This is a genomic window from Corynebacterium sp. KPL2861, assembly GCF_040225475.1.
In the GTDB taxonomy this organism is placed as follows: Bacteria; Actinomycetota; Actinomycetes; order Mycobacteriales; family Mycobacteriaceae; genus Corynebacterium.
Genome location: NZ_JBEHFW010000002.1, coordinates 107,158 through 125,776, shown reverse-complemented (window position 1 = coordinate 125,776; position 18,619 = coordinate 107,158). Strand labels below are relative to the sequence as shown.

Here is an 18,619-nt window from a genome sequence, read left to right as displayed (position 1 = left end):
GAGTTAAGGAACATCTTGCGATTTACACTCATTTCCACTGCCACAGCAATCATCATGACGCTGGCGGGAGCTAGCGCATTTTTCATCCCTGCATTCATTGCAGTCGGAATTGCCATCGACAGCAACAACCGGAAAAACAGTGCAGCCTAATATCACTGACGTAGATACAGGCAAAGGGCCGTGAACCGGCGAGGATTGGGCCGCACGCGTCTTTGGCTCGCGGATGTGGTGGGCGAATGGCACGCGACTAGGCCGGGCCCTCCCAGCCAGTTAAAACGCTAGGCTCAGCCATACGAAAAATCTCGAGACACCATAGGAACGATGTCTCGAGACTCCACAGCGTGCCCCCAGTGGGACTCGAACCCACACTGAATCGATTTTAAGTCGACTGCCTCTGCCGATTGGGCTATGGGGGCGAGGCGCAAGGAATAGTGTAGGACACTATTCCTAAAAAGAGTTAATGAGGGGTCGATTCACTAACCAGACCTGCAATGATGCCGTCCAGGATGTCTTTTTCACTGATGAAGAAGCTGCGTGCATCGCTGGTTCGCTCGATAAGCTGCATGATTCCCTCAACGGCTACTGCCCCACCGCCGATAACATCGGCGCGGCCGGGGTGAATGACGGGATTCAGGGCGCGTTCCTCGGAAGGGATGCTGACGAGTTGCTTAAGCAGCACCCGCAGGGCATCAAAACGCAGCTCCGAGCCGTGGATCGCATCGGGGTCATAACGCTCTAGGCCCTGGGCAAGGGCGGATAGCGTGGTGAACGTGCCCGCACAGCCCACGATGGTGCGTGCCTTGGACATGGGGACGATCTTTTCTACCTCACCCATGCGCTCTGCCACGTATTCGGAGGCGATCTCTATTTCTGATTCCGTGGGCGGATCGGTGCGCATGATGCGCTCGGTCAGGCGCACGCAGCCCATGTACGCAGAGTGCGAACCTAGAATCTCTTCATCGGCGGTGCCCACGACGAATTCGGTGGACCCGCCGCCCAAGTCAATGACGCAGAAGGGGCCGCGGTCCGGCTCCATATCGGCGACCGCGCCGTTAAAGGACAGGAGTGCTTCTTCTTCGCCGGAGATAACCTCCGCCTTTGCGCCGGATTGGATCTGACCCAAAAGCTCGGCGGTCATATCGAAAAATTCCTGCTGATTCTTCGCATCGCGGGTGGCACTGGTTGCCACCATGCGCACGCGGGTAACCTTTTCAAACTTCATCTGGCGCACATAGCCCTCCAAGGCCACGCGGGCGCGCTCTAAGGCATCGGGCGCGATTTCACCCGTTGCATCCACGCCTTGGCCCAGGCGAATGATTTCCATGGTGCGGGTAATATCGCGTACCTTGCCGTCTTCATCAATCTCAGAAATTAACAGGCGAATGGAATTGGTACCGCAGTCAATGGCTGCCACGCGAGTCATGTCTTACTCCTATTCCGCGTTGGAAAAATCGAACTCCGCCAGGTCAATGCCCAGCTCTTCCACTGTGGGCCAGTCCTGCGGAATCGCCGTCCCGCGCAGTTTACCGTGGTCGGCCGCCATGGCCACGGCTTCGGTACCGAGGCGGAAGTGCTGTGGGCCTTCGGCAAGCGCATAGGCGATGAGCACGTGCAGGCACTTCACTCGCTCTGGCATGCCGCCGCCAGAGAAATCAGTGCCCAAGTCCTCAATCTCGTTGCGCTTGGTCAAGAAATGCTCGTGAGCGTGCTGATAGTCCGCGGCGAGCTCCTTGTCCTCGGCTAGGCGGGACTCCATCCACTTCATTACGTGGGCGACCTCCAACCGGGAGGCCTCCGCGGTCAATCGGGGATCGGTGAGGTAATACAGCGTGGGAAATGGGGTGCCATCCGGCAGCTTGGGAGAGGTTTTAATCACGGCCGGTTGGCCATCCGGCGTGCGGAAGGATATCTCCAGCACGCCGCGTGGGGTGCGGCCCAATTGCGCGGAGACGATGGCTAAATCTGCATCAGTGACGGTCATGCGAACAATTATCGCATATCGTCGCTTTCCTCAGGCGCTGGCTCAATTGGCAGGTGATGCGACTCGGCCGCTGGGGCCTCTTCCTCGGGCGGTTCTGCCACCGAATCCCACAGCACCTCAAACCACGGGCGCGAATCTTCCTGCTCCTTGCTATTGGTCGTGACCTGGTTATCGGGCTGAATATTAGGATCGAGGATGCGGTACGCGGTCTCGCCCTGCTCCACCACGCCGAAGCGCCGCCGGGCTTCCTGCTTGATATAGTCGTCGGATTTATATTTATCGATCTCTTTTAGCAGGGCGTCTTTTTCATCCTGCTTCGCTGCAATCGATTCATTAAGCCGGGCGATTTCGGAGCGGCCGTGGTAGTAATTGCGCAGCGGAACCGCGATGATGACGAGCACCACCAGCACAAAAACAACGATGACGGTCATGCCAACGATGCTCATGCGATCGGGCTTGCGGTTCTTCTTTTCCTGCGCCCGCTGGGATTTGCGGATATCCGCAGCACGCGAGGCCACCGGAACCCTAGTGCGGCTCCGGCGGCGCTCCGTCTTCTTCTCACGTGCCATAGGATTACTATCCTAGCGCCGCCACACCAGTAACAAGGGCGTTGCACGCGCGGAAATTCACCAACTTTCTCGGGCGATCTCATCGCCCGAGAACATGTGCTGCCCAATGGGCCCTCCGCGGACTCCCTGCGCAGAACTAGGGACACAAAGAGGAAGTCCCCGCCGCACCTTTGTGGGGTGCAACGGGGACCGAATTTCCTAGCGGCGTCTAGCTTCTAGACTAGACCGCTAGGCCTTAAGCATTGAAGCGTGGGAAGGCGGAGCGGCCGGCGTAAACGGCGGCATCGCCAAGCTCCTGCTCAATGCGCAGCAGCTGGTTGTACTTAGCCACGCGCTCGGAACGGGCCGGGGCACCGGTCTTGATCTGGCCGCAGTTAAGGGCAACAGCCAAGTCCGCAATGGTGGTGTCCTCGGTCTCGCCGGAGCGGTGGGACATCATGGTGCGGTAACCATTGCGGTGCGCAAGCTCTACCGCATCGAAGGTCTCGGTCAAGGTACCAATCTGGTTGACCTTTACCAGCAGCGCGTTGGCTGCCTTCTTGTCGATGCCCTCCTGCAGGCGAGCCGGGTTGGTGACGAAGAAGTCATCGCCGACGATCTGGACCTTATCGCCAATGGCGGCGGTCAGGGTGGTGTAACCTTCCCAGTCGTCTTCCTGCAGCGGGTCCTCGATGGAAACGATGGGGTACTCGTTGATGAGTTCCTCGTAGACCTTGGACATCTCCTCAGCGGTGTGCTCGCCGCCTTCGAAGTGGTACTTGCCGTCCTCGTAGAACTCGGAGGAAGCAACGTCAAGGGCCAAGGCAACGTCCTTGCCCGGCTCGAAACCGGCCTTCTTGATGGCCTCAACAATGACGTCGAGCGCAGCGCGGGTGGAATCGACGGAAGGAGCAAAGCCGCCCTCATCGCCCAAGCCGGTGGACAGGCCCTTGTCCTTCAGGACGGCCTTCAGGGAGTGGTACACGCCAGCACCGATGCTGAGGGCCTCGGTGAAGGTCTCTGCGCCGATGGGAGCAATCATGAACTCCTGCACGTCCACGCCAGAGTCAGCGTGGGAACCGCCGTTCAGGATGTTCATCATGGGAACGGGAAGAACGTGAGCGTTGGGGCCGCCGATGTAGCGGTACAGCGGCAGCGCGGCGGACTCGGCGGCGGCCTTAGCGGTAGCGATGGAGACACCGAGGATGGCATTGGCGCCGAGGCGGGACTTGTTGTCCGTGCCGTCCAGCTTGATGAGCGCCTGGTCAATGAGGCGCTGATCATCGGCTTCGAGGCCAGCGATCTCATCGCCGATTTCCTCGTTGATGTTCTCTACGGCCTTCTGCACGCCCTTGCCCAGGTAGCGGTCGCCGCCGTCGCGCAGCTCGTGTGCCTCGTGCACACCGGTAGATGCACCGGAGGGAACGCCGGCAACGCCGTGGGCGCCGTCGTCCAAGAAGACCTCGGCCTCTACGGTCGGGTTACCGCGGGAATCCAGAATCTCGCGTCCAAATGCGTGGATGATACCAGCCATGCTGTAACTCACTCCTTATAGATGATGTTCGTCGCTGAGCCACTTAGTTCAGTTACAGGCCCAATTGTTCCAGAAAACCGCCACGCGTGAGGCTAGCGAGCCGGTTGCGGGACCGAGTAGGCATTGGCCGCATGGGCTACCTTGTCCAGATATTCCCTGGACTGGTTGTAATTTAAGATGGCCTCTTCCCACTGATCCGGGTCATTGAGATCCCTATCACCAAAGCACAAGAGGTTCGCCGCGCCCAGGGCGGCATCGTCAATCTGGTTCGGGTCGGCCTTGCCATCGCCATTGGCGTCGCCGCCGGCGGACTCCCACGAGGTAGGGATGAACTGCAAGGGACCCACCGCGCGGTCAAATTCCGTATCCCCGTCGATTTCGCCGTTATCGGTATCCGGGGTGTGCGCGGTGTTATTCGAGCCATCCAGGGTGATGCCGACGATCGGCGGCTGCGGGTAGCCGTTGTCATCCAGCTTGGAGGACTTAAACCAGTTGCCGTTATAGGTACCGTGCCGAGTCTCTACAAAGCCCAAGCCTGCCAGGGTATTCCACCGCAAATTGCAGCCCGGGTGCTGCTGCCGGGCGATAAGTTCGGCGTTGCCATAGGCGCGCAGCGCCTGCGGCGGGATATCGGTAGCTTCTGCCAGATCCGATGCCCAGTGGGTGAGCTTATCGGCCGTGCGGCCCGGCGCGTTGACATCGATATTGGCCACCTCTTTTCCACCTACGGGCGGGGTGGCGTCTGGGACCGAGGAATCATCGGTGGAATTGGATACAATTAGCCCCATTACCAGCGCAATGATGATTACTACGGCTAGCCCGCAGCCCCCGATTGTTCGCAGCAGCCTGTTCATGAGTAGCCATCCTACTAAGTGAAATTCACCCCGCCGGATAACTACACGCGCCCGCCGCGCGTAAAAGTCCCTGCGACTTTCACCCCACTTTTACTCCCGCGATTTCCCCTCCGCCCAGAGGCGGTTTTGTTCTTCTACGCCCACTATTTCCGCCGTGCCATCAAAGAGATACGGCGCGCGGGAGCGCATCTTGCGCACGAAACTTGTGGCGACATCGTCAAGCGAAAAGGTAGAAATCTCGGCGTGAAAAAGCACCTGCAGGAAAACATCCCCAAGCTCTTTGAGCAAATCCTCCTCGGGTGCGTGCTGGCGCACGGCCGCTGCAAATTCCCCCGCCTCCTCTTCTAGGTACGGCAGGAGCGATTCGTGGGTCTGCTCGCGCTCCCATTCGCCGATACGGCGGGCCGTTGCCATAGCGCTGCGCGCTTGCATCACGGCATCGTCAAGCGACTCGGCCCTAATCACCTGTTCCCCGGTGGCAATGCGCGCCTGGGTTTCTGGATCGTGTTCATCGGTGGTGACCAAGGTGCCGGTTAAATCATCGCCGCTTAAGAGATCCGAGAAGTTCCACCGCACTGATACCGGTACTTCCCCGGTGAACTGAACGGGTCCATATAACCTGCCATAGGCGCGCATGGGGATCATGGTGGGCCAGCGTTCATCGAGCAACAGGACTGTCATAGCTACAAAGTCTATCCCGTGTGTTTTCTCAAGTTCCCTTTAACGGGGCAGGCGCGGTACTTTAGGCCAATGACCTCCAGCCAAAATAAGTCCCACTCGGTGTCATTGTGGACGCTTGTCGCGCTGATTATCGGATCCACCGTCGGCGCGGGCATATTTTCGCTACCCCAAAATATTTCCTCCGTGGCAGGCCCAGGTGCCATGCTCATCGGTTGGTTGGTGGCGGGTATCGGCATGCTGTCCGTTGCCTTCGTCTTCCAGATTTTGGCGTACCGAAAACCCCACCTTGATTCCGGCGTCTATTCTTATGTGCGCGCTGGCCTGGGTGATTTCATCGGCTTTACCTCAGGCTGGGGCTACTGGCTGGGCTCGGTGATGGCGCAGGTGGGTTATGCCACGCTGTTTTTCAATACGATTGGGCATTACCTGCCGCTTTTCGATGCCGACCACCAGTGGGCGTCCGCCATCGCCGTCTCCCTTCTATCGTGGGGAATCTTCGCCGTTTTGGCCCGCGGGGTGCAGCAGGCCGCATTCATGAACCTGGTGACGACGATTGCCAAGATCGTGCCCATCCTGGCCTTCATCGTCTTGGTCGCGTTCATCGGCTTTAGCTGGGATAAATTCACCCTGGATTTCTGGGGGCGAAATTCCAATGCCAGCGTCTTTGAGCAGGTCCAAGGCATCATGCTCTTTACTGTCTGGGTCTTTATCGGCGTAGAGGGTGCCTCCGTCTATTCCAAGCAGGCCGCTAAGCGCACCGATGTCGGCCGTGCCACCGTCATTGGCTTCTTCTCCGTGCTGGCACTCTTGGTCTCCGTATCCACCTTGAGCTTTGGTGTGATGAGCAAAGAGGAGCTGGCCGCGCTGCCGGATAACTCCATGGCTTCGGTGCTTACGGAGGTCGTCGGCCCCTGGGGCGGCGCGCTGATTTCCATCGGCCTGTGCCTCTCGGTCCTCGGCGCTTACGTTTCCTGGCAAATGCTGTGTGCTGAGCCCATCGTCATGATGGCCATCGATGGCCTTATCCCCCGCCGCATCGGCACCATCAATGTGGCCGGCGCCCCGTGGGTAGCACAGCTGATTTCCACCTCCGCGATCCAGATCTTCATCGTCGTCTTCTACGTCAACGAGGCGTCCTATGCCGCAATGGTGCAACTGGCCACCATCATGTACCTCCTGCCCTATATCTTTTCCTCGCTGTACCTTTTGCTGCTGGCGATGCGGGGCAAGGGGGTTACCCACCCGCACGCCGGAACGCGATTCGATCTGTCCGGGCCGGATATTCCCAGGCGCGAAAACCGGCGCCACTTTGGCATCGCGCTAGTGGCCTTCGTGTACTCTCTGTGGCTGATTTACGCCGCCGACCCGGTTTATATTCTCTTTGGCGCCCTCGCCGTCGTGCCGGGCCTTATCCCGTATGTGCTCACCCGCCTCTCGCGCCGCGAGAAGCTTTTCAATGGATTTGAGTGGTCAATCGTCATCGTTGTGCTGGTTGCCGCTATCATCGCCGCGGTCGGCCTCACCCAAGGATCACTGGAACTCTAGTCTCCCTGCCCCACCAAAAAGGGCTACATCGGCGCGCTCGCCCGCCATCGCAAGTGGTCTTGGACACAGACAGTTTAGTACGGTAATTACACCCCACTAATTCTTGTGAATATCACTTTTGGAGCACTTGTGACTCAAACCAATGCGAGCGTTATGCCCTCTGCCACTCCTGCTGGTTCAGACCCCGCGGTAGACAAGGCCTGGGCGGAGCGGATTAAAGAGTTGGCGGAACAGCGCAATGCGGTGATCCTGGCGCATAATTACCAGATCCCGGAGATCCAGGACGTTGCCCACCACACCGGCGATTCCCTGGCGCTGTCCCGCAAGGCGGCAGAAACCGATGCAGATATCATCGTCTTTTGCGGCGTGCACTTCATGGCGGAATCCGCCAAGATCCTGTCGCCGAATAAGAAGGTTCTCATCCCCGATGAGCGCGCTGGGTGTTCCCTGGCAGATTCCATCACCGCAGATGAGCTGCGCCAGTGGAAGGCCGAGCACCCCGATGCCCTGGTGGTCAGCTACGTCAACACCACCGCCGAGGTCAAGGCGCTGACCGATGTCTGCTGTACGTCCTCCAATGCCGTCGACGTGGTCAATTCGCTGCCGGCGGATAAAGAAATCCTCTTTTGCCCCGACCAGTTTTTGGGCGCCTACGTCAAGCGCGAGACCGGCCGGGAAAATATCCGCATTTGGGCTGGTGAGTGCCACGTGCACGCCGGCATTAGCGCCCAGCAGCTAACCCAACAAACCCAAGATAACCCGGACGCGGACCTGTATATCCACCCGGAGTGCGGCTGCTCCAATTCCGCGTTGTACCTAGCCAACGAGGGCTTGGTGCCGCAAGAGCGCGTGCACATGCTCTCTACCGGACAGATGATTACCCAATCCCAGAAGCAGCCGCAGAACAAGGTGCTCGTTGCTACTGAGACCGGCATGCTGCACCAGCTACGCCAGGCCGCGCCGGACATCGATTTCCAGGCCGTCAATGACCACGCCGAGTGCAAGTACATGAAGATGATCACCCCAGAGGCCCTGGAGCGCTGCCTGATAGAAGAGACCGATGAGGTTACGGTGCCAGAAGACATCGCGAACGCGGCGCGCAAGTCCCTCGAGGCCATGATTTCCATTGGCAACCCCGGCGGGGGCGAATAAATGGACAACCTGCGCCTGCCGGATTGCTCTGCGCTCATTGCCACGGCCTTGGATGAGGATTTCGCTTACGGGCCGGATTACACCTCCCTGGCCACGGTGCCGGGTAAGGCCCGCTGCACGGCGGAGTTCACCGCGCGCGAGGCCGGCACCATCGCAGGCTTGGGCCTTATCGAGCAGGTCCTTGACGCGACCGCCCAGCGTTTAAGCCAGTGGGGCGTGGATACAGGCGCCGCGCTTGCCGATGCCCCGACCCCCACCATCACACTCCGCTCCACCGACGGCGACCGCGTTGCCCCAGGCCAGGTCATCGCCACGGTGCAGGCCCCTACCCTCTTGGTGCTCGCCGCTGAGCGCACCATGCTCAATATGGTCTCGCACGCAAGCGCCATCGCGACGCAGACCCGGCGTTGGGTCGATGCCATCGCGGCAACGGCGGAGGAAACGGGGACTCCGGATAGCATTAAGCAGGCAAAGGTACGCGATACCCGCAAGACCCTGCCTGGCCTGCGCGCGCTGCAGAAATACGCCGTGCGCGCCGGCGGCGGGGCAAACCACCGCATGGGCTTGGGCGATGCCGCCATGATTAAGGACAATCACGTGCTCGCCGTGGGCGGCAGCGTGTCCACGGCCCTGCGCCGCGTGCGCAAGCATGCCCCGGATATCCCCTGCGAGGTCGAGGTCGATACCTTGGACCAGCTCGAGGAGGTCCTCCCGCTGCACCCGGATATGGTGCTGCTGGATAACTTCGCGCTTGCCGATGTCCACACCGCCGTCCACCGCCGCCAAGCGCTCAGCCCAACCACGGCGCTAGAAGCCTCCGGCGGGTTGCAGCTTGAAAACGCCGGCGAGTACGGCATCTCAGGCGTGGACTATATCGCCGTCGGCGCCCTCACCCACTCGGTGCGCGTGCTGGATATCGGCTTGGACTTCTCCTAAGCGCCGAGGGGCTACGCGCCCTTCGGCTTCTCGCCCATCGGCTACTCGCCTACGCTGATGACCGACCCGGCGCCGGCTTCCTCGCCGGAGACGTTGATGGGTTGGACATCGAAAAGCGCGCTTAAGAAGTCCGCTGCCCATTGGATAAGCTCCTCATCGCGCAGCTTGGGCGAAGTGACATTGCGCCCGGCCTTGGGGAAGGGCACGTTGATGGCCTTGGCCGCAGCGCGGAAGCTCGAACCCGGGTAGAGGCGCTTCAGGCGCACCTGCTTGGAATCCGGCAGCTCCACCGGGTGGAATTTCACGCGGGTGCCCTGCACGGTAATGTCTGCCACCCCGGCGCGGCGGGCTTGGTGGCGCAGGCGCGCCACGGCGAGCAAGCGCTCGACCTCCTTGGGCAAGGTACCGAAGCGGTCTTCCATTTCCTCCCGCGCCGCCGTGAGATCCTTGTTGTCCTGCGAGGCCGCGAGCTTGCGGTAGACCTCGAGGCGCAAGCGCTCGGAGTCGATATAGGACTCTGGGATGTGGGCATCCACGGGGAGATCGATGCGGATTTCCTTCGGGCCCTCGTCTGTTACCGCAGGTGCCTCGCCGCGGGCCAGGGACTTGAAGGCCTCGACGGCCTCGCCCACCAAGCGCACGTAGAGGTCAAAACCCACGCCAGCGATGTGGCCAGATTGCTGCGCGCCCAGCACGTTGCCGGCACCGCGCATCTCCAGGTCCTTCATGGCCACGGCCATGCCTGCACCCAGATCGTTGTTCTGGGCGATGGTGGCTAGGCGGTCATAGGAGGTCTCGGTCAGCGTGGCGCCCTTGGGATACAGGAAGTAGGCGTAGCCGCGCTCGCGGGAACGGCCTACGCGCCCGCGCAGCTGGTGCAGCTGCGACAAGCCCATGTGGTGGGCATTTTCCACGATGAGCGTATTGGCATTGGCGATATCCAGGCCGGTTTCCACGATCGTGGTACAGACCAGAACGTCATACTCGCGGTCCCAGAATCCCTGGACGGTCTTTTCCAGCACGTCCTCGTTCATCTGGCCGTGGGCAACGACGATGCGTGCTTCTGGCACCAAGTCGCGCAGCTCGCGCGCCTTCTTTTCAATATCGGAAACCTTATTGTGGATAAAGAAGGTCTGGCCATCGCGCAAAAGCTCGCGCCGAATGGCCGCTGCGACCTGCTTGTCCTCGTAGGCACCGACATAGGTCAACACCGGGTGGCGATCTTCTGGCGGGGTGAGGATGGTCGACATTTCGCGGATACCCGCCATAGACATCTCCAGCGTGCGGGGAATCGGCGTCGCGGACATGGTAAGCACGTCGACGCTGGCTTTGAGCGCCTTGATGTGTTCCTTGTGTTCCACGCCGAAGCGCTGCTCCTCATCGACCACGATGAGACCCAAGTTCTTCCAGTGCACGCCGGTTTGCAGCAGGCGGTGCGTGCCGACGACGATGTCAATGGAGCCATCGGCAAGCCCTTTAAAGATCTCCGTGGCTTCCTTCTTTGAGGTAAAGCGCGATAGCACCGCCATCTTGACGGGGAAACCGGCCATGCGCTCGCTAAAGGTATCGTAGTGCTGCTGCGCCAGCAGCGTGGTGGGTACCAGGACGGCGACCTGGGTGCCATCTTGGACGGCCTTGAAGGCGGCGCGAATGGCGACCTCGGTCTTGCCATAGCCCACATCGCCGACGACCACACGGTCCATCGGCACCGTGGATTCCATATCCTCTTTCACCGCGTCGATGGCGAGCATCTGGTCCTCGGTTTCGACGAAGGGGAAATTGTCCTCCATCTCCGCCTGCCAGGGGTTATCGGGCGCGAATTGGTGTCCCGGTGCGGCCTGGCGCTTGGCGTAGAGGTCCACCAATTCGCCGGCGATCTCGCGCACGGCGGCGCGCGCCTTCTTCTTGGTGTTCTTCCAATCGGAGCCACCCATCTTGGAGAGGTGGGGCGATTCGCCGCCGGTGTATTTGCTGAGCAGGTCCAGCGAATCCATCGGCACCCACAGCTGGTCCGCCGGTTGCCCGCGCTTGGAGGGCGCATATTCCAGCACGATGTATTCGCGCCGGCTGGTCTCATCGCCGGATTGGATGGTGCGCTCGGCCATCTTTAAAAACTTGCCGATGCCGTGCGTTTCATGCACCACAAAATCTCCCTGCTTGAGCGCCAGCGGGTCCACCTTGTTGCGGCGCTTGGCCGGACGCCGCTTGGCGTCTGCAATATCGCCAACGCGGTTACCAGTCAGGTCCGTTTCCGTGACCACGACGAGCGGCAGCGCCTCGGCGTCTTTGAGCTTGCGCACCTTAGGAAAGACCAAGCCCGCATGGCTGAGTGCCTGATACAAGGTGACCTCGCCCGCGCTGGGTTCCCAGCCGGGGGTGGCCACCTTAGTGCGAATGCCCTGCTCGGCAAAACGCTCCACCATGCGCTTGATGGCACCTTGGGCAGGCGCGATAAACGCCGCGCGCCCGCCAGCATTGGTATGCGCCAGCAGCTGGGCCATCATGGCGTCGATTTCCTTGATATCGCCGCGCGGGGTGGGCCCAGGCTCAAACTCGAGCGGCAGGGTTTCCTCCTCTGGTCCGGCCAACATGCCCGGTGGGGAAAATGTCCACAGCGGCTGGCCGGCCTCGCGAATGGAGACCTCCAAAGACTCAAAGGAGCGGTAGCTCGATCCTTCGGTATCAAGCCCTTCCGTGGACAAGGGGCCATCCGCACCCATGGCGGCGGCCTCCCAGCCTGCGGCAAGGAATTCCGCGTCGGTCTTTTCCAGGTCCTCCACGCGACGCCTGATCTTTTCCGGCGCCACCATTACCACGTGCGTGTCGGCAGGGAGAAACTCGGAAAGGGTGATCAGTGGGGCATCGGAAAGCACGGGCAAAACCGCCTCCATGCCCTCAGCCGGAATGTGTTCGCTGACCTTGGTCAAAAGCTCCACCAGCGCCGGGTTTCCGGTATGCGTCGCCGCCAATGTGGCCGCACGCTGCGCTACCGCATCCGTAATCGGCAGTTCGCGGGCGGTGAAGATATCGACGCGGCCGACCTCGATTTCTGGGATGGTGCGCTGGTCAGCAACAGAGAACTGACGAATATCGGTGACCTCATCGCCCCAAAATTCCACGCGCACCGGGTAATCCAATGTGGTGGGAAAGACATCGATAATGCCACCGCGGGTGGCAAACTCACCGCGCTTGGCCACCATGTCCACGTGCTTATAGGCCCTAAATTCCAGGCTGCGCACCACATCGTCGAAGTTGTACTCGTGCTCTTCTTCCAGGTGCACCGGGGCGCGGCCCTCGATTTCTTGCAGGATGGGCTGGGAGAGCCCGCGCGCGGCCGTAACGATAATGCGCAGGTCATCAATGTTGTGCAGCACCTGCGCGCGCTTGCCGATGATATCCACGCCCGGGCTCAGCCGCTCGTGCGGCAGCGTCTCCCAAGAAGGAAACATTGCGACCTTGTCGCCCATCATGGCGGTAAGCTCCGCGGTGAGATCCTCAGCCTCGCGGCTGGTGGCCATGACCGCCAGCACCGGCGCGTGGTGGGCCAGGGTGCCAAGAGCCCAAGGGCGCGCCTGATCGATACCCGTAATGTGCAGGTCCTGGCCCACATTGGCCACAAGCCCCTTGAGCTTCGGGTCCGTGGCCGCGACCTTAAGCAGACCTGCCAGCATTGGCGTCGCCATTTACTTCCTGCCTCCTAGCTTGGGCTTAATTTCCATACCGGACAAACCATTCCAGCATAGATTGACTATATGCGTAGCGACGACTTCCTTATCCGGTTTATCCGGGCTGCGCTCATCCAACCACCACTGCGCCGTGGTAGAGACCATGCCAACGAGGGCCTGCCCATAAATATTGGCTAACTCCGGATTGATACCGCGGTGCTCAAAAGCTTCGCCCAAGATATAGGCCACCTGCCCCACCGCGGCATTGAGCAGCGTAGAAAAACTGCGCTCCTCGCCCGGCTTCGAATCGCGTACCAGAATGATGAAACCATCGGTTTCTTCCTCGACGTAATTCAGCAGCGCCATCACGGCCTGCTCAATGCGCTCGCGCCAGCTGCCTTCTTCTAAAGAATCCCTGATGACTCTTTCTAGCGCCAGCATCTCCCGATCTACGACCACCGCATACAGGCCTTCTTTGCCCCCAAAATGCTCGTAGACCACCGGCTTCGATACGCCGGCGCGGGACGCAATCTCTTCGACGCTGGTGCCTTCAAACCCCAATTCCGCAAAAGCGGCGCGCCCAATGGAAATCAATTGCTCGCGGCGCTCACGTCCGGTCATTCTCTGTCGAACCATGCCTTCTACCATATCCTTTGCCCCACCCCTACCTAGTAATTTGTTATTTACCCGGGGGCGTCAGGTACGCTATAGCTACAGCAATCGCTGTGGTTCCCCATGGTGTAATCGGCAACACTGCGGTTTTTGGTACCGCCATTCTAGGTTCGAGTCCTGGTGGGGAAGCATTTTTATACCCCCTCTCTAAAGGCATAAACGCCGGCGAGAGGGATTGTTTAGTTTTCCCATTCCTGCGGTCACAGAAAGCAGTCACTAAGAGAATCGCCCGACCGCGAAAATCTACCAACCTCGGGGCCCGCTGTATTCAGCGATCACGTTCAACGGTGACAAATTAGCGCTTCCCTTCCCTCTCCCTAGGACCATTCGAGCTACCGGCGGCATAGGGCAACGCAAAGACTCATCGATGCAATCCCTCTACGCATGTATACCCCCGTACGCCCCAAGATACGCAGGCGGGTGCACCCAAATCTCCAGCAAAAATTGATACACACCTGACGTATTCCTGTGTGTTCCGACACAAAAGCTGAATATTTTATGAATAAGCATTAGTATGTTTCCGGTGTAAACACCCACCTTTTGAAAACATAATTCCACTAAGGAGGAACCATGCTGCGCAAAGCATCCATCGGACTTACTACCTTGGCCATCGCCACCACCACCGCAGTGGCACCGGCACTCGCTGAAGAAACCACTGCAGCCGAGACCACCGCAGCGGTAGAAACCACCACCGAGACCACCCCAGAGCAGGACGACAACGGTTCCTCCAAGCTCAACAAGGAGGATATCCACAACAAGCTGGACGAGCTTTCCAGCAAGCACCAAGACGACAAGCAGGATCTCGACGCCAAGCACAAAAAGCACAAGGAAAACTTCCACGCCAAGCTCGACGAGCTCTCCAGCAAAACTGATGACTTCAACGCAAAGGCCGAAAAGTTCATCAAGAACATTGACTTCAGCAAAATTCAAGACGCACTGAAGGTCGTTGAAAAGATCATCGAGATCTCCGCTAAGCTCGCCTAACTTCAACGATCTCCACAATTCCACTAATGCTCTGGGTGTATTCCAACCACCCAGAGCATTTCTCTTTTCTCCATTTGACCGAGCTAACCCCTCTTTGGAGCAAACACCTCCGAGATTAAAGGAATCCGGCCATAAGAAAACCGTCCAGTGCACTACGCGCGCATTGGACGGTCTCGCTGGGTTCCCAAAAGAACCAATTATTGAGTGCTCTGTATAGTCATAAAGCCAATACAGAAGCGGGGTGACCTATTTAGCGGTCGACGTCAAGGACTAGGCCGTTCCTGTCGATATCGACGTCAACGCCACCAACTTCGACTTCCCAGTAGCCATCATTGTCCCACTTGACCTTGCCTTCGCCGTTGTGGGCACGCTGCAAAACCTGAGTCACTTCATCCTTAGTCAGACCCTCTTCGTTCAGGTCACGCTCTGCTTCACCGGAGTAACCGGTAATTTCGGTGGGCAGGTCGTTGGTGGCAGCGTTGCCACCGCCCTGACCGGCATTGCCACCATTCGCGTTAGCGTCTGCACCAGAGGTGACGGTGACGGTTTCCTTGCCATCATCCTGGTTATTCTGGTTGCTCTGTTCCGCTGGTGTAGCGGTCTCAGTGACGGTCACCGGGGCGGAGCTGCCATCATCGCTGCAGGCTGCCAGGGTCAGGCCCAGAGCGGCAGTCGCAGCTGCGATGGAAACGCGGCGGAAATTATTCGATTTCATGTCTTCAACCCTTCTTATGAGTCTTGTGAGTTTTCCCAACGTTTGCTGGGGAGGCGGTGTCCAGCCTCTGAGAACTCCAGCTCGACACGGTTAGTGAGTATACCTATAGCGACATATAGATTACCTATCCTAGCCCTAAAATGTGAGGTATATATCACAGTAGCATACGGTGTGACGATGGTTATGCTTGCCTTAAAGGAATTAGGCAACCCTTCGAAACCGGGTGTCCCTGCCGAATGCGCTAAGAGCGAGTCACGTGGTTTATTCGGGAAATCGGGATTACAGGTATCAGTCAGAGCTAACAGGGTAAGCCACGGCCATTTGGTTGATGGCTTGTTTCCCGTAACGATGCAGCCGCAACGACACGCTCCGTTTAGACCGCGCATCGCTTACAAAGAGGAATCGAGTTGCCAGGGTTCTTCTATCACCCACTGGCCCCTGAACATTCAGAAAATGTTAGGATTGGCGGGAAATTACTCCCCGTCGCGAATGTTCAAACTATTCCGCCGTGGTTTGGCTATTAAAGGCCACGCGCCTCCTGGCAGGAAGCAGTTCATTATTGTCACACAGGGTTAAACTGCCCTTTTACTTCTTGGCGTAGCGCATGCCTTCTATCACGTCATCATTGTCAAAGATGACGGGTTGGCCATATTCCAAATCGGGGCCGTCATCGTATTTATGCATCAAGTAATCATTGAGCTGCTGCATATCCTTCACCGTCACCGCCTGATAAGGCATATCGAAGGCAAGCTTCTCCAAGAATAGATAGCCATCCTCATACGGCACGGCAACGCCGGTATGTCCGATAAAAAGCGTGGCCGGTTCCGTCAAGGTATCGTGCGAGAATACCGACACCACCCGAGCATCCGTATCCGCGAACTCGATTCCGCGGTCTTTAAAATAAGCCTTGATATCGGCGATGTGCTGCCCTGGATCTTGCTCCATGGTGGTTTCCACATTCCCATAGAAGGCCTCGAACTTGGCGCGCTCGGCTTCATCAAAGATTTGCTCCGGCGCATTATCTAGGGACTGTTGATCTAGGAATAACAAGGAATCATTGGGATTGTCCTGGTCATCAACGGAAAAGAGCGAATCCGCCAGGGTAAAGGTATTAATGCGGCAATTGGTACCCACATAGTCCGCATGGTGGTCATTCCACGCCTTTGAAATGGCCTCCACATCGTAGTCCGGATCCTGCGTCCCGTAATCCGCGAAGCCTTCGGCCACCATGCTGTCCGTCGGTACAGCAGTGTTGTATTCGTCTACCAATTCAAAAAAGCCGTCGATACTTTCTTGTGGCATTCCGGCATCGGCAAGCGCGGTGCGGGCCACCTCTTGCGATTGCTTATCGACGAGATTGCTCATCGTCATCCCCGCCAAAAGCTGCGACGCATCGCTATCTGCGGTCGGAATCTCCGTGTGCTGTTCGCTCGCCGCCTTTGACTGCGCGGCAGCACTGGAGGCCGACGCAGATTCGGAATCATTCGCAGCCTGATTCGTGTCACCACTATCTGGGTTCGAGCAGGCCGCCAACAATAAACACGCTGTCACAGTAGGGACAGTCAGGTAGGAAAAGCGCATCATCACATGCTAGCGAAAAATGGCCCACACAAGATAGCCCCTCGAAAAATCGGGTAGCAAGAACTCCCAATGCGTCTCGGTACGACTTTATTAGCTCATTGTGGGGAAGCCACCACTATCCAATCTCCGGTATGAGCAATGAAAGTGTAAATCCTTTAGTAGGAGATATCCTCGTCAAACATCTTCTGATCCACCTTAATGGCAACGGCGGCTCCAGCACCCATGGCTTGCGGCATTTGGTCTGGGGAGCTTATGACATTTCCTGCAGCCCAAATGCCCTCCAGCGACGTCATCCCAGAGTCCGCTTTAACCCAACCGTGTTCTACAGCGCATCCGGCTTGTTTAAGTATTGAGTCATTGGGAACAAATTCCGGACCGGTAAAACAAGCTTCGTATTCTTTCTTTTCCTGCCCAACGTCAAGTACTACGCCGCCATCAAAGCGTTCAGATTCTCTAACCCCTTGCACCAAATTAGGTTCAATTGTGATTCCTAGCGATTCCATAAGGCGTTTTTCTTCCTGGGAAAGATCCAAGCCATTTGGATAGAAAGTCACTCGATCCGTCCATTTAGTGAGCAACTTCGTTATACGGAAAGTAAATGGAGGGTTCTTCCCACCAATAACGACCAGGTTTTTATTTTTTACCTCATAACCATGGCAATAAGGGCAGTGAAAGACCCGGTTGCCCCACAGCTGCGCTACTCCGGGGATGTCTGGCAATTTGTCAGTGATACCTGTAGCTACGATTACATGGCGCGAGTAAACGGCGTCGCCGCTTTCCAATTCGGTTTTCCACCCACGAGTGTCGCCATCAGCAAGAGCAAGCGACTTCGCCATTTGAGAAATAACCTCTCCGCCGAACGACTGAAATTCACGGCGTCCGCTTTCAAGCATTTGAATAGGCGAAGCTGAATCAAATCCTAAAACTCCGTGGGAATGCTCGCTAAACCTATTTCGTGGCTGATTTGAGTCCACTAATGCGACAGTCCGATTCGCGCGGGCCAAGGTAATAGCTGCAGAAGTGCCCGCAAATCCACCGCCAACGATTACTACGTCCGCCTTCATAGAAATAAGCCTTTCTCTACCCCACTACTGAGCCATCAATAATCGCAAATACCTTAATCTACTTCTTACTCCACTTTAAGCCAAGGAAAGTCGAGGCAATCTACAACTTTCGTACACATAGGCGATTTTCCTTCCTTGCCCGCATGCTTATGTCCAGACCGGTTGATTTAGTTAAACCATTGCTACTTCACACCACAGCTCGATGCCGGGGTGTGCACCGGCAATAATCACTCATTTTCTCTCTTCCGAAAGACCAATGCGTTGGACACCTCTCCTCACCCGTCTCCCTCCCTTGAAAATGCGACGCCACTTCCTTCAGCACATGTGGAAAAGCCGCTTGTAAAGCGGTGGTGGTTCTGGCTATTGCTCGTTGGATCCGCCCTCGTAGCATTAATATTCTTTGATCTTGCCATTTTGAAAATAAGCGAAACCGAAGATACAAAAGCTGCTTTGGATGCATGCCGTGAGCAGGTAACCAGCCGTGCCAAGTATCCCGGTGGAGTCAGTTTTCCAGAAGACATTGACATTCAGTCGTCAGATTCAATCACTGATTCGCCGCGTAGGTACTACGCCTTTGGCCACGTTGATTTCCCCAATGGATTTGGCACTCCAGTCCGAGAATTCTATTCCTGCAACATTGTCGTTGATTTGGGCGATATTCAAGACAGTACCGTCCACGTTGCCAAAGATCCGCTGCGCTAATCGTT

General features: G+C 57.8%; 16 protein-coding genes and 1 tRNA gene. 5 read left to right on the top strand and 12 right to left on the bottom strand.

What is annotated here, in order from left to right; genetic code table 11:
- Positions 1 to 342 precede the first annotated feature (342 nt).
- The 7 genes from ABRP84_RS02180 to ABRP84_RS02150 all read right to left on the bottom strand — a co-directional run bounded on the left by ABRP84_RS02180 (position 343) and on the right by ABRP84_RS02150 (position 5,598).
- Positions 343 to 416 (bottom strand) — tRNA-Leu (locus ABRP84_RS02180).
- Positions 417 to 457: 41 nt separating this feature from the next.
- Positions 458 to 1,423, bottom strand: coding sequence for a Ppx/GppA phosphatase family protein (locus tag ABRP84_RS02175; protein ID WP_005280018.1), 966 nt, complete (start codon positions 1,421 to 1,423; stop codon positions 458 to 460).
- Between the two features lie 9 nt (positions 1,424 to 1,432).
- Entirely contained in the window at positions 1,433 to 1,981 is a 549-nt protein-coding gene (locus ABRP84_RS02170; protein ID WP_349852527.1) for a DUF501 domain-containing protein, read from the bottom strand.
- An 8-nt stretch (positions 1,982 to 1,989) separates the two neighbouring features.
- Positions 1,990 to 2,550, bottom strand: a complete 561-nt coding sequence (locus tag ABRP84_RS02165; protein ID WP_349852525.1) for a septum formation initiator family protein — start codon at positions 2,548 to 2,550, stop codon at positions 1,990 to 1,992.
- 235 nt (positions 2,551 to 2,785) lie between these two features.
- On the bottom strand, positions 2,786 to 4,063 hold the full coding sequence (gene eno, locus ABRP84_RS02160) for a phosphopyruvate hydratase (RefSeq protein ID WP_023026132.1): 1,278 nt from the start codon (positions 4,061 to 4,063) through the stop codon (positions 2,786 to 2,788).
- Positions 4,064 to 4,155: 92 nt separating this feature from the next.
- Positions 4,156 to 4,917, bottom strand: a complete 762-nt coding sequence (locus tag ABRP84_RS02155) for a lytic transglycosylase domain-containing protein (protein ID WP_239270115.1) — start codon at positions 4,915 to 4,917, stop codon at positions 4,156 to 4,158.
- 90 nt (positions 4,918 to 5,007) lie between these two features.
- A complete protein-coding gene (locus ABRP84_RS02150) occupies positions 5,008 to 5,598 on the bottom strand; it encodes a MazG nucleotide pyrophosphohydrolase domain-containing protein (protein ID WP_349852523.1) in 591 nt (196 codons plus the stop codon).
- Between the two features lie 69 nt (positions 5,599 to 5,667).
- Between ABRP84_RS02150 and ABRP84_RS02145 the strand changes: the two genes are divergently transcribed.
- The 3 genes from ABRP84_RS02145 (at position 5,668) to nadC (ending at position 9,231) form a co-directional block, all read left to right on the top strand.
- Complete coding sequence (locus ABRP84_RS02145) at positions 5,668 to 7,143, top strand: amino acid permease (RefSeq protein WP_349852521.1); 1,476 nt, start codon at positions 5,668 to 5,670, stop codon at positions 7,141 to 7,143.
- A gap of 129 nt (positions 7,144 to 7,272) precedes the next feature.
- Positions 7,273 to 8,295: a quinolinate synthase NadA gene (nadA, locus tag ABRP84_RS02140; RefSeq protein WP_411703101.1), complete on the top strand. Its 1,023-nt coding sequence runs from the start codon at positions 7,273 to 7,275 to the stop codon at positions 8,293 to 8,295.
- Positions 8,296 to 9,231 carry a carboxylating nicotinate-nucleotide diphosphorylase gene (gene nadC, locus ABRP84_RS02135; RefSeq protein ID WP_349852519.1) on the top strand — a complete coding sequence of 312 codons (936 nt, stop codon included), beginning with the start codon at positions 8,296 to 8,298 and terminating at the stop codon, positions 9,229 to 9,231.
- Between the two features lie 41 nt (positions 9,232 to 9,272).
- Here nadC and mfd read toward each other — a convergent pair whose 3' ends face one another.
- A complete protein-coding gene (gene mfd, locus ABRP84_RS02130) occupies positions 9,273 to 12,914 on the bottom strand; it encodes a transcription-repair coupling factor (protein ID WP_349852517.1) in 3,642 nt (1,213 codons plus the stop codon).
- Positions 12,915 to 13,532, bottom strand: a complete 618-nt coding sequence (locus ABRP84_RS02125; protein WP_349852515.1) for a TetR family transcriptional regulator — start codon at positions 13,530 to 13,532, stop codon at positions 12,915 to 12,917.
- 606 nt (positions 13,533 to 14,138) lie between these two features.
- Between ABRP84_RS02125 and ABRP84_RS02120 the strand changes: the two genes are divergently transcribed.
- A complete protein-coding gene (locus ABRP84_RS02120; RefSeq protein WP_349852512.1) occupies positions 14,139 to 14,552 on the top strand; it encodes a hypothetical protein in 414 nt (137 codons plus the stop codon).
- A 250-nt stretch (positions 14,553 to 14,802) separates the two neighbouring features.
- Here the strand turns inward: ABRP84_RS02120 and ABRP84_RS02115 are convergent, their stop codons facing one another.
- From ABRP84_RS02115 to ABRP84_RS02105, 3 genes are all read right to left on the bottom strand, one after another.
- Complete coding sequence (locus tag ABRP84_RS02115) at positions 14,803 to 15,267, bottom strand: hypothetical protein (RefSeq protein ID WP_349852510.1); 465 nt, start codon at positions 15,265 to 15,267, stop codon at positions 14,803 to 14,805.
- A gap of 585 nt (positions 15,268 to 15,852) precedes the next feature.
- Positions 15,853 to 16,818 (bottom strand): DUF4300 family protein, encoded by a 966-nt coding sequence (locus ABRP84_RS02110; protein WP_232208523.1) that lies wholly within the window; start codon positions 16,816 to 16,818, stop codon positions 15,853 to 15,855.
- A gap of 185 nt (positions 16,819 to 17,003) precedes the next feature.
- Positions 17,004 to 17,912, bottom strand: coding sequence for an NAD(P)/FAD-dependent oxidoreductase (locus tag ABRP84_RS02105; protein ID WP_349852508.1), 909 nt, complete (start codon positions 17,910 to 17,912; stop codon positions 17,004 to 17,006).
- A 324-nt stretch (positions 17,913 to 18,236) separates the two neighbouring features.
- Between ABRP84_RS02105 and ABRP84_RS02100 the strand changes: the two genes are divergently transcribed.
- Positions 18,237 to 18,614: a hypothetical protein gene (locus ABRP84_RS02100; RefSeq protein WP_023026104.1), complete on the top strand. Its 378-nt coding sequence runs from the start codon at positions 18,237 to 18,239 to the stop codon at positions 18,612 to 18,614.
- Positions 18,615 to 18,619 lie beyond the last annotated feature (5 nt).

Coding starts and splice junctions, on each gene's coding strand:
- ABRP84_RS02175 (WP_005280018.1), bottom strand. CDS start 1,423: ATGACTCGCGTGGCAGCCATTGACTGCGGTACCAATTCCATTCGCCTG.
- ABRP84_RS02170 (WP_349852527.1), bottom strand. CDS start 1,981: ATGACCGTCACTGATGCAGATTTAGCCATCGTCTCCGCGCAATTGGGC.
- ABRP84_RS02165 (WP_349852525.1), bottom strand. CDS start 2,550: ATGGCACGTGAGAAGAAGACGGAGCGCCGCCGGAGCCGCACTAGGGTT.
- eno (WP_023026132.1), bottom strand. CDS start 4,063: ATGGCTGGTATCATCCACGCATTTGGACGCGAGATTCTGGATTCCCGC.
- ABRP84_RS02155 (WP_239270115.1), bottom strand. CDS start 4,917: ATGAACAGGCTGCTGCGAACAATCGGGGGCTGCGGGCTAGCCGTAGTA.
- ABRP84_RS02150 (WP_349852523.1), bottom strand. CDS start 5,598: ATGACAGTCCTGTTGCTCGATGAACGCTGGCCCACCATGATCCCCATG.
- ABRP84_RS02145 (WP_349852521.1), top strand. CDS start 5,668: ATGACCTCCAGCCAAAATAAGTCCCACTCGGTGTCATTGTGGACGCTT.
- nadC (WP_349852519.1), top strand. CDS start 8,296: ATGGACAACCTGCGCCTGCCGGATTGCTCTGCGCTCATTGCCACGGCC.
- mfd (WP_349852517.1), bottom strand. CDS start 12,914: ATGGCGACGCCAATGCTGGCAGGTCTGCTTAAGGTCGCGGCCACGGAC.
- ABRP84_RS02125 (WP_349852515.1), bottom strand. CDS start 13,532: ATGGTTCGACAGAGAATGACCGGACGTGAGCGCCGCGAGCAATTGATT.
- ABRP84_RS02120 (WP_349852512.1), top strand. CDS start 14,139: ATGCTGCGCAAAGCATCCATCGGACTTACTACCTTGGCCATCGCCACC.
- ABRP84_RS02115 (WP_349852510.1), bottom strand. CDS start 15,267: ATGAAATCGAATAATTTCCGCCGCGTTTCCATCGCAGCTGCGACTGCC.
- ABRP84_RS02105 (WP_349852508.1), bottom strand. CDS start 17,912: ATGAAGGCGGACGTAGTAATCGTTGGCGGTGGATTTGCGGGCACTTCT.